Raw genomic sequence first — 11409 nt, forward strand, 5'->3', positions numbered from 1 at the left:
TTACCCTATCTTTTTTCATGCTATTTGTCTAGAGTTGCCGGACTGTATGACTTTCAGGCGACCTGTCGCCCCGGCAGAGTTGTTCGATGCGTTTTAGTAATTGCTCAACTTGATCAGAGTCGATTTCCGAAAGTTTAGTCATGACAAATTCCTTCCAAGTGAATACCTAGGGAGTTTAATTCCCAACCTGTGCTGAATCGCGGCAAAAGTCCTTCCAAAGAACCAGCTATTTTGAGAATGTTTATTTTCATTTACCTGAATCAAGTGGGAACGCAGTAGCTTCAGCAAATAGAAACTACAAACCTGTAAACACTGACCTAGATAAATGCGATGTCCTGAGCTTGTGTAGACTGACTTAGATCCTTATGAAACCCTGATTTTTTGTTAGGCTGATAAGTGGCTTCGGATAGACTTCCTACCCTCAATATTGCATGATGAGAGGGCGATCGCACTTTACAGGGAACTCGTGATATCCCATTCTAGTTTCCCGCTTTACACTGTAAAGGATCAATAGTCCGGACAGTTTTTAAACAGGAGTCTGAAACCCTTGATTTTTCGTTCGGATCTCGATGGCGCAATCGCCCTGAAACCCTTATTTTAAGGTTGGCAATCAAACACTATCCAAAGTATTGATATCAATAATTGACAAGAGCCTGGGAGAGCTTACTGCATAGCCTTTATAGGCTATCATATCAAACTTGGCATAGTAGAGGTCGCCGATTCAAATCCCGCCGCTTCGATCGCAAAAACCCGCCGAATTAAGCGGGTTTTGTAGTTTTCCTAAACCTAAATCTTTTCACTCTTGAGCAATGATTAAACAATCACTGCCAACTTTCGACAAAAAATCTGGAAACGCTGATGTGGGGTTTCCATCTTTGTTTACAACTCTGCGGAGTGTATAGCCTTTTTCAGGAGCTCTGCCAAAAAACGAGTTTCTGCGATCCCAAATATCCCCATTCGGAGTGTTCGGATCTCGATCGATCAAAAAATCCATCAGCCACGGTGGTACAGACAATCCAAACACGATTGGTGTGATGTGCCCGTGCTGCAAAGCTGCATCCGAGAAGCGGAACAAGTAGCTGAAGCGAGAAAATTTGACGGCATAAAGTAACATCCGTCCCGCCATTGATGAATGAAATGTCCAGACAACTGGATTATAAATCCGCAGCAATAACGTTCGTTGGTTAGCATTCCATTCTGAATTGTACATCGTCAGACAATAGTCTGGCAAAATATTCCCGTCCATAAAGAAGATACCTTGGAGGGCTTCGGGGAATTCGGGGGGATGCTCTGGTTTCATCCAAGTTGCGATGTCTTTTAGTTTCTTTGTTTCGATTAACATGGTATTATTTAACTTCGAAAATAAGTGTGATTTCGTGTCCTGTTAGATACCCCCTTTATTTCTTAGTCCGCTGGGAGCGGACGAAAGTTTGTGTAGGATCGGTTGAAACCGCTGTCTGTCTTATGCGATCGCACTTTTGGATTAATTATCCCTGCAAATTAGGTTGCGACGATCGCCGAACTTTACCAACTGTACTCACCACATCCACCAGCATATTCATTGCAACGTCTTTAGCGGGGCAAATCCGTCCCGCGCTGCGATCGCCCACCGCATGAAAACCCATATGATAAGGGCACAAATTCTCGCGGTTAGCGTTGAATTCGTACACTGTAGATCCCCAGAAACTCCCGTCAAGCAGCCCTAGACTGAGCGGTATCAGTACCTTGGTGCCGGCAGGGAAAGTGCGTTCTTTGCCCCCTAGCGTGGCGGTAAATGGCTCTGTGGCGACTCGGTGCGTGGCGCTGACGGGAGCCCAGAGGCGCGCACATTCCAGGAGGAAAAGCTTGATCGACTGGCGATCGTCCAAATCGAGAGCGTCCCAAAACTCAGTCGGATTAATTTCGGCCGTATGTGTTCCTTTATACGCGGGAAGAGGGCGGTATCCCATAGCCGTGTAACCTAGGTGCAGGGGGCCTTGCAGTCCCGCTATCCCCATAATCGCTGTCATCAGCTTCGCCAATTCCCGCCGAGTCATCCCGTTGTTTTCCGAGATCTCCTCGAAGTCTGCTAAAGCGGGAGAATTTTCGTAAATCGTCGCCGCGCGCTCGATGAGAGCAGACAAATCCCCGTGTCCAAACAGGTTCAGGCTTTGCAGCAGGCTGCCGGCGACGGCGAAGTAGTGCGTGGGGCTTTGGCGGATGTAGTGTAAATCGGTGAGAAGTTCGATCGCAGGCTTGTCATCTGGGTTAATCCCAAAAATTACGTAGTGCAAGTATGGGACTAAAAATCCCATCCAACCGCGCCTGACATCGGTAAAAAACGCTCCCCCCGCACCGTGCGACATCTCGGTATAATCTGCTGCTAGCCGATCGAGTAACCGTCTGCTGATTTCGTCTCCTTGGCGAGTGGTTGTCGCACTGTTGAAGAGATACTTCTGCATACAGCTTCGGAAGGCTGCGTGGTTGCTGCTACCGTCTGGTTCGCGATCGGACAAAGACAGCAAAAACAGGTTCCTACCGCCGACATCTTGGTTGGGGGAGAGATCCGGATCGAGCACAGAAGTACCCAGCCTCCATCCGCGCGCCTGGGGCGATGTGAGTGCTTGTTCGAGTGTTGCAAACTCTCCCATCACTACTTGTCCCGCACAGCAAAAATTAGCCCCGAAAGCCAGCCGTTTTATTTGCAAATAGGTGGGTTCGTTGGCAATTAAACCCTCAATTAGGGCGATCGCGGGCAGCATCGTTTTGCTGAGCCCCTCCTCTGGGTTTTGCAAAGCCCAAGCCTGAAACTCATTCAGGGCGGGGTTCATCAGCGGTGAGAAAATAGTATCTAAATTTAGGTTCATGATAATTCCTCCGAAATCCTCTGGCTATAACACGCTTCGCCTTTAGCAGCAAGAGGGTATTGAGTCCTTATTGAGTAGGATTCAATACCCCCAGAAATGCGAAAATCAGTAAGTATAACTATAGCCATGTTTATTGGTGAACGTCGTGGCAATATAGATTAATTCTACTGAATATGTTTGCGTCCAAGTCTAACCTGGTTCCGGAGATTGACTGTAATTTATCACGATTGCTGGTAAGTATATATACTCTCTAGTTTTTAAGTATTAGCGCCAATTTCTGAGAGTCGCAGATAACCGTGGTTATCTGCGACTACTTGCTATTAGATTGAGGCAAAATCGGCGACACCAATCAGACTCGAAGACACTCCAGTTAGAGAAGCAAAAACTTTTCCGGTTGAGGCCAAACTAATCTGAGTTATGCCATTACTTTCAGTAATTGCCAATTGCGAAAAAGTAACGCCACTGGCGAGTGTTAGCAAATCTTTGCCATCTTCAAAATCGGCAACAGTATCGATGCCCGCATCAATAGATAGTAAGAAGCGATCGCTCCCGATGCCTCCCAGTAAAGTATCATCTCCCATTTCACCGCTGAGGAAGTCGTCGCCATCACCGCCAATTAACAGATCGTTACCTTTCCCGCCACGTACAGTATCATTGCCAGTGCTACCCTCTAGGATATCATCACCTAGATTGCCAAAGATGATATCGCCACCGTCGCTACCGGTGATAGTATCAATTCCCTTGCCACCGTAAAGGGTATCGTCGCCAAAACCGCCATTGATTAAGTCATTGCCTTGATTGCCATTAATCCAGTCATTGCCGTTAAAACCAAATATCAAATCATTCCCTTTTTTGCCGCTGAAAACATCGTCGCTGCTGTCGCCGCCTAGAGTATCGTCGCCATCAGTACCGATTTTTTGATTGGGGGAATTGTTGACTAATTCTATGCCGCTGTCGGGTGAAGGTTGGGCCGGAGTGGAGTCACTGTTTACACTCTGGCGAATTGTTGGGTTATTGACGGTTGCTGATTGAATTTGTGCGTCTAAGGATGTGCCTGTATTTTCGGCGATCACCTCTTGAATTGTTTTGCTGCCGATCGCGACTTGCTGCAAGTCTTTGGCAACTTCACCTTGTTCTACTTGTTGTACCTTGGCAATTTTAGTTGCTGCGTCTGCTAATGGGAGGTTGCTGGAGGCGATCGCCCATACCCGCTGATTCCCTTCTGCGATAATTTTAGCAACTTCCGGTGCAAGATTAGATGCTGTCTGTGCTTGCAGTTGAGTGGCGGCTGACTGAATGACGGTTTGTAACTGGGCGGGATTGGTTAAATCGAGAGCGCCGGATTGAATTTGGTTAGCAATGGTAGAAATTAGGCGATCGGCAATTTCAGTTTTAGCAATATTGGAACCACCGCTAATCAGATTCGTTGTCAAAACAATTGCATTTTGTACCTGAATATGCACTGCATAAACAGCCAAACCGTTAGAGTCATTTTGGGTAATTGCTTGTAGCGGATCGTAGCTAGTCAAGTCAATTGCTGGCGATACTCCAAATGCTGCTTTAACTTTAGTCTCTGCTTCATTAAGATTAATACCTTGTGCAACCAACTTCTCCATCAAAGTGGTTAAAGGAGTAACCACCGTAGCATCTGGTGTTGCAGTTAGTGGCGTTTGCTGCGGTAAATAAGTCGCCGTATTGATGCCGTCAGTAACGACAAGTCTGCCTTCATCCGGTTCGAGTTCGCCGCTGTTATTTTTGTCAAATTCTGGGAGAGAGACATCTAAGTTAAAACTGCCATCGACGTTAGAAATTGTGAAAGGTTCTTTTTCATCTGGGATGCCGTTAAAGTTAGCATCAAAGAAAACTTTTGCTCCAGTCAGGTAACTGTTAACACCGCTACCGCTCTTTCTTGAACTTTCTCCAGTGCCAAATTTTGCTAACTCAAATGTGGCAAAATCTTTTTTCCAAACTGTTTGTTTTCCTTCCCAAAATTCCCAAGGAACTATAGTTTGAAACTCCAGCCCTAAAAAAGCATTAACTTGACCTGATATATCAAAAAGTTCCCAGGGTTTGCTAATGCGGGAGCCAATTTCAGAACCTCGGATTTTACCGTCGCTTGTGCCGTTGTTTTCTCCAATATCTACTAAATCAATGCCTATGCTTCCTTCTATTCCAGCCGTTCCATAAAGGCTGGCAACTACTGCATTTACTCCGACACCTGCTTTAATAGCAGCATTGATTTTAAGTTCATCAACATCCGCACCAGTACCGTCTGGATTTGCGCGGTCGCTCACGTAAAAACCATCTAAAACTTTGTAGGCTGATGACGCATCGAACTCATCGTCTTTCCATTCTTTTAATCCGTAAGTATCGTAGCCAAATGCGAGATGTGCTGACGCATTAAAGTTGCCTTCAAGTAACCCTGATATCGGCCCAAATATAGGAAACTCTTTCCTAAAATTGAAGTCTAATCCCAGTTGAGGCATATCGTAAGTGAAAAGGACAACATCTGGTTTTCCTAAAAGAAGTTGAATGGCTGTTTCTGGCTTGGTTAAAATTGGCAAGTCTATGCCCGGAACGCTCTTGAATTTATTGACAAAATCTTTTTTATTTCCGCCTGTTTTAGAATTAATTTGTTGAGAAATATCGGACACTGAGTTTTTCAGTATCGGTGTTTTGTTTTTGAGGCTAGAATTGGGTTTTGTAACATTAATATCCCCTAAACTGTAGGAACCTAAATCGATGGCAATATTTCCTGAAGAGTTTGACAGGCTATTTGCCAATTGCGAGATTTCGTCGATTTTGATAACTGCATTTAAGAAGTCAGTGGCAACATTACCATTCGAGAATTTAGTTGCCAGTTCCAATATCGAAACTTGGCCATCTCGATTGTTATCAAAGGAATCAGCCACACCAAGTTCTGACAGTAACTTAGTGTCTGTATTTAGGAAATCGATAATGGGTCTAAAAGGGTCAATAATATCAGAAACAGTGGTGAGTATTGGTTTTGCCAAGTTAGTAATAAAGGTTCCCAAGTCGAGTTTGAGGTTGTTAAATTCGACTTTCGGGTTAGGCAATCCAGCAAAGGGATTGTCGGTGGTTGGGGAAGCTATATTTCCCTGATTATTTGATGGCAAGAATGAAGATAAATTTGAACTCGCGCCTGTGTTTGAGTTTGAGGAACCTAGCGATTGATTTAACCCTGAAAACGTTGAAAAGTTAGCAGTAGATGAAAGTGATGAATTGAAATTTGATAGACTCGATGAATTTGAAGACGACGGCGAATTCTTTAATTGACCGTTTCTATAATTAATCAGCGGCCAATTGACTGCTAAATCAAAGTCAAAAGATGGAAAAGCAGCATTACCGTCGATGCTAGTTTTGCCGTGCAAACCGAGATTGGCATTACTGGTTAAGCTAGATTGAAATAAGTCTTCTAACTGATAACTGCCGTCTAACTCAGGCAAAGTTAAACGATTGCCATCATCAGTCCCGCCCAGATTATCTAAGTCATTCAACTTGACTTCAAAGTTGGCATCGAGTTGAGTTGGATTTTCTGGATCGTCGGTAAATTCAGCTTGTAAAAAAGCGAGGTTAGCTTGAGCTTTGAATTTCTCAGGAAGTGCTAACTTAAAGTTAGCGTTTAATTTGGTATTGTCAGTATCGATGTAGCAGCCAAAATCTTTGTTGTAACCGACACCAATAGATAACTCATAGTCAAAGTTAGGTAATTGCTCAGGTAGATTTAAGAATTTAGAAGCAACTGGTGAAATCGCTGCTTGAGAAGGAACGCTCGAACTAAACCGAGATACATTACCACTATCTATAACAGGTGCTAATGTGTCTGAATCGCTGATAGTGGAATTGATATTTGATGCTTCTATCTCATTGGATAAATTGGCAAAACGAGATAGATTTCCAGTCGGTGCAGCGAAAATTTGACTCCCAGGCTTCGGAGTTTTTTTGACTTTTAAGCCTAGTGCTGGCAGCCCTAAATCTTCAGCAAAGTTAATATTATCTAGCTGATATTTTTTGCCGATTTTAATGACTAAGTTAGTGTCATTGGGATTTGAACTACTCTCGACTTTAACATCGAATGCCGAACCAACAACCTCCTGAATGCTATTTTCTAGCTGACTAGGTGTGAAATCAGTTGCATTTTTAACCGTATTGACTAGACTATTTTTGAAATCGCTAATAAAATTAGGAGAAATACCGCTGAGTCGCCCTAAAATTGGCAATTTGAACACATTGAGTTGTTCGTTAACAATGTTTTCCAGTTTGTCTAATCCTTTTTCCAAACCGCACCATAGGGTTTTGTTATCGGTAATGCCTACAGGTGTTGGCGTTGGGGTAACAGGTGTTGGCGTTGGGGTAACAGGCGTTGGCGTTGGGGTAACAGGCGTTGGCGTTGGGGTAACAGGTGTTGGCGTTGGGGTAACAGGCGTTGGCGTTGGGGTAACAGGTGTTGGCGTTGGGGTAACAGGTGTTGGCGTTGGCGTTGGGGTAACAGGCGTTGGCGTTGGGGTAACAGGCGTTGGCGTTGGGGTAACAGGTGTTGGCGTTGGGGTAACAGGTGTTGGCGTTGGGGTAACAGGCGTTGGCGTTGGCGCAGTGTCGTTATCGGTAATGGCGACATTGACACCCCCAATTGCGATCGCACTATACTTGCTATCAGCACTCGCAGCGCTATGAGAAATACTGCCCGCATGATTTCCTTCGACAACCGCATCATCTGTAGCCGTGACTGTGACTGACTTCGCCACATTCCAGTTAGTAGAGTCGAAGCTAACAGAGGCGATCGCACTTATTTGACTCTCCGCCTCAAAGCTGAGAGTAACCGGTGCCGTCGGTTGCGAATTTAGCTTGAGTGTATAACTGCCTGTGACACCGCCTTCTGTAGCAGTTGTACTCGCAGGTGAAACACTCACGCCTGCGGTATCGTTATCAGCAATCGTGGCTGTCACGGGAGAAATTGTCAGATTGTTATACTTGGTATCTGTACTTACAGATGTGTGAGTAATCGTGCCGCTGTGCGTGTCTTCGTTTATGCTATTGTCGATCGCACTAACAGTCACATTTTGAGCAACATTCCAATTAGTCGGTGTAAAAGTGATAGGTGCGATCGTACTAATTTGAGTACCCGCGTCAAAATTAATCGTCACGTTTGCAGTAGGTGCGCTAGTCAAAAGCACGCCATAGGTAGCCGTTGCACCGCCTTCAGCAATATTTGTACTTCCTGCCGATTGCACGATAGAAACACCGGGGCTATCGTTATCAGTAATCGATGCCGTCACATCGGGAATCGCTTTGGCGTTATAATTGGCATCGGTACTCGTAACTGTGTGAGCGATCGTGCCGCTGTGGGTTCCTTGTGCTAGATTGTCATCGATCGCAGTCACAGTCACAGTTTTCGCAACATTCCAATTAGTGCTGTCAAAAGTAATCGGTGTGGCGATCGGGCTAATTTGACTGCCAGTATTAAAGCTAATAGTAACTGGTGCCGTCGGTTGGGCAGTGAGTTGGATTTTGTAACTGCCAGTTGCACCGCCTTCTGTAGCAGTGATGTTGGTAGGTGCAACGCTGAAACCCGCAGTATCGTTATCGGTAATGGCGACATTGACACCGCCAATTGTGACGCCATTATACTTAACATCGGTACTGGTAGCAGTATGGGCGATCGCCCCCGCATGATTTCCTTCAACTAAATTGTCGTCAACAGCAGCCACCGCCACAGTTTGAGCGACATTCCAATTAGTTGCAGTAAAATTCAGTGCAGCGATCGGTTGAATTTGACTGCCTGTAGCCACGTTAATCGTCACAGGTGCGATCGGTGGAGTATTTAATGTAACGCTATAACTGCCATTTGCACCGCCTTCTGTCGCAGTCGTAGTAGCAGGAGTAATAGTAACGCCTGCGGTGTCGTTATCAGTGATGTTAGCATTGACAGTATTTCCGGCAGTGCCGTTAACCGTAAAACTTGCAGTCGCCCCATTATAATTAGCATCGGTACTGATAGCAGTATGGGCGATCGGGCCAGTCTGTGGCGAAGTTTCTGCGACGGCATCATCAACTGCACTGACTGTAACCGTTTGCGGTAAAAACCAATTAGTTGGAGTGAAACTAATGCCAGCAATCGGCTTAATTTCTGTGCCGGTGTTGAGTGCGATCGCCACATTTGCAGTAGGCTGATTAGTCAGCACAACAGTATAAGTATCCGTCGTGCCGCTTTCAGCAACATTAGTGCTGCCGACAGACTCAATAATCTTTACCTGCAGCCCCCCAGGAATTAGTTTAGTAATAAAAGCATCAGAGTCACCTCCCCCATTCGCCACTTGCAAAGGATTTGCTGTTGGCAAATTAGTAGAATTAGTACCTCCCGCCACATAAACTGCACCAGAATTATCTACCGCAATACCATTACCGTAGTCGTCGCCGCTGCCGCCAAGATAAGTAGAATCAACTAAAGCAGAACCCGATGAATTGATTTTCGTGACAAAAGCATCTTTGCCACCGCCACTGACACTTTGAATAGCATTTTTAGTCGGAAAATTAGTTGAAGTCGTATCCCCGGTAACATAAACATTACCCGCACTGTCTAGAGTAATGCGATGCCCGTTGTCCTCTCCGCTGCCGCCCAAATAAGTTGAATAAATCGCAGTGTAACCTAGAGAGCCTAACTCGATTATAAAAGCATCATTAGCACCACCTGCATTAGCCGCTTGAATTGCATTTTTAGTTGGGAAATCAGTTGAAGTTGTAATTCCCACAACATAGGCATTTCCAGAACTATCTACAGCGATATCAGCACCTTTATCGTCGCCACTGCCACCTAAATAAGTGGAATAAGCGCGCGCACCATTCGCGTCAAATTTACCGACAAAACCATCATACTGACCGAGAAGTGCATTTTGAAAGCCTAGATCAACCCCCGGCAAGTCCGTCGAATAAGTAAGGCCGGTAATGTAGGCATTACCATTATTATCTATGGCAATAGCTTGAGCATCTTCGCGAGCGCTACCGCCCAAGTAGGTAGAATAAACTAAAGCACTGCCAGTTGGATTAACTTTAGTAATAAACGCATCAATGTCGCCCCCGGATGTAGGCTGTGATGCACCGGGAGTTGTGGGGAAACCGTCGCCTGTCAGCCCGGTAACATAAGCATTGCCGCTACTATCTACCGCAATGCCGTTGCCTAGGGCGCCGCTGCTGCTCGTGCCTAAAAAGGTAGAATAAACTAACGCATTGCCCGCTGCATTGAGTTTTGTTACCGCAGCAGTGTAATTAGGTGCTGTAGGTTGAAAAGAACCTGGTGTAGTCGGGAATCCCGGATCGACTTGTCCGGTTAAATAAGCATTACCTTGACTGTCTACCGCAATCCCCAAACCATATTCATTGCCAGCACCGCCAATATAAGTAGAGTAAACTAAGGCAGTTCCTTCGGGGTTAATTTTGGTAACTAAGAAATCAGCTTGACCCGCTGGTGTAGTTTGAAAAGCACCAGGAGTAGTAATAAAATTGTTATTAGTAGAGCCAATAATGTAAGCCGCACCAGTGCTATCTACCGCGAGGCGGTTGGCACCCTCACTTCCGCTGCCGCCTAAGTAAGTCGAGTAAGCTAAAACCGGGTCGATTACGAGGGGTTGAGTGCGGTCAAAATCTCCTAAAGTAAAGCCAACTTGACCGTTTCCTAATAAATTATAAGCAGCGGGAACATTCACCCGCGTGCCGTTGATGTCCTGATAAACTATCGGTGCATTATCAATTAATTCGCCCAGCGGTGTTTCTAATATCAGTGCTCCGTCGTCACGCAACCGGATATCGCTAACTCCATTATAGTTCATCCGAATTTGACTCGGATCTGCCAAAGGTGCAACCAAAAACTCGCTTTTAAGTTGTCCTTCTGTTCCTTTGAAAACGCGGTCAATTCCTTGATATACGTTTTGATAAACTACGCCGTTAAATGTGGGGACGTTAGTGTGCCATTGACTCGAATCTTCGCCTAAGAGAAAGTTGGCAACTCCCGGCAATTGTTGCAAGCCGGAAATTGTGGGATTGCGGTTGCTGTTTGCTAAGCTGCTGCGGACAGTCGCAGAAGTTGCTGTTGCTGGATTTCCCGGTTCAGTTGGTGTAGAGAAAGCAGTGAAGGAGATTTCGTTGGGACTGAAAAAGATGCTGTGACCTGCGCCTTTTACCTGGAATTTCACAGATGGATCGGTTTGTCCATTATTTGCAATAAAACTTAAGGGAATTTGACCGTAAGATGATTGTTGATTTTGAGCGTTCATAGCTGATATCCCTGCTTCATTTATAAGATATGTTACTAAACTTTAAAAAGTTTCCATTCAGGACTATACTTATTACCCAACTAACCAGCAAGGACTCGCATTCCTGATTACAAACAGATTATTTTTAGACTTGTGCACAGTCTAGAGAAACACACCTCTGCTGTATTGTAAATTCTTGCGGAAAACTGGCGCAAAATATGAATTTCTTGCGAAAATTATCCCATATTTATGAATATTTGTAACTTAGTTAGGACTTACGCACGAGTGGTCAGAAA

3 protein-coding genes are annotated in these 11409 nt (G+C 45.1%); all 3 read right to left on the minus strand.

What is annotated here, in order from left to right; translation table 11 throughout:
- Positions 1-796: 796 nt before the first annotated feature.
- The 3 genes from QUA58_RS21465 to QUA58_RS21475 all read right to left on the minus strand — a co-directional run bounded on the left by QUA58_RS21465 (position 797) and on the right by QUA58_RS21475 (position 11134).
- A complete protein-coding gene (locus tag QUA58_RS21465; RefSeq protein WP_333251745.1) occupies positions 797-1342 on the minus strand; it encodes a hypothetical protein in 546 nt (181 codons plus the stop codon).
- Between the two features lie 145 nt (positions 1343-1487).
- Complete coding sequence (locus QUA58_RS21470) at positions 1488-2846, minus strand: cytochrome 450 (RefSeq protein ID WP_333395829.1); 1359 nt, start codon at positions 2844-2846, stop codon at positions 1488-1490.
- A 320-nt stretch (positions 2847-3166) separates the two neighbouring features.
- Positions 3167-11134: a DUF7948 domain-containing protein gene (locus tag QUA58_RS21475; RefSeq protein WP_333395831.1), complete on the minus strand. Its 7968-nt coding sequence runs from the start codon at positions 11132-11134 to the stop codon at positions 3167-3169.
- Positions 11135-11409 lie beyond the last annotated feature (275 nt).

Origin of the sequence: Microcoleus sp. N9_A1 (assembly GCF_036701795.1) — a bacterium.
Taxonomy (GTDB): Bacteria; Cyanobacteriota; Cyanobacteriia; order Cyanobacteriales; family Microcoleaceae; genus Microcoleus.

Coding starts and splice junctions, on each gene's coding strand:
- QUA58_RS21465 (WP_333251745.1), bottom strand. CDS start 1,342: ATGTTAATCGAAACAAAGAAACTAAAAGACATCGCAACTTGGATGAAA.
- QUA58_RS21470 (WP_333395829.1), bottom strand. CDS start 2,846: ATGAACCTAAATTTAGATACTATTTTCTCACCGCTGATGAACCCCGCC.
- QUA58_RS21475 (WP_333395831.1), bottom strand. CDS start 11,134: ATGAACGCTCAAAATCAACAATCATCTTACGGTCAAATTCCCTTAAGT.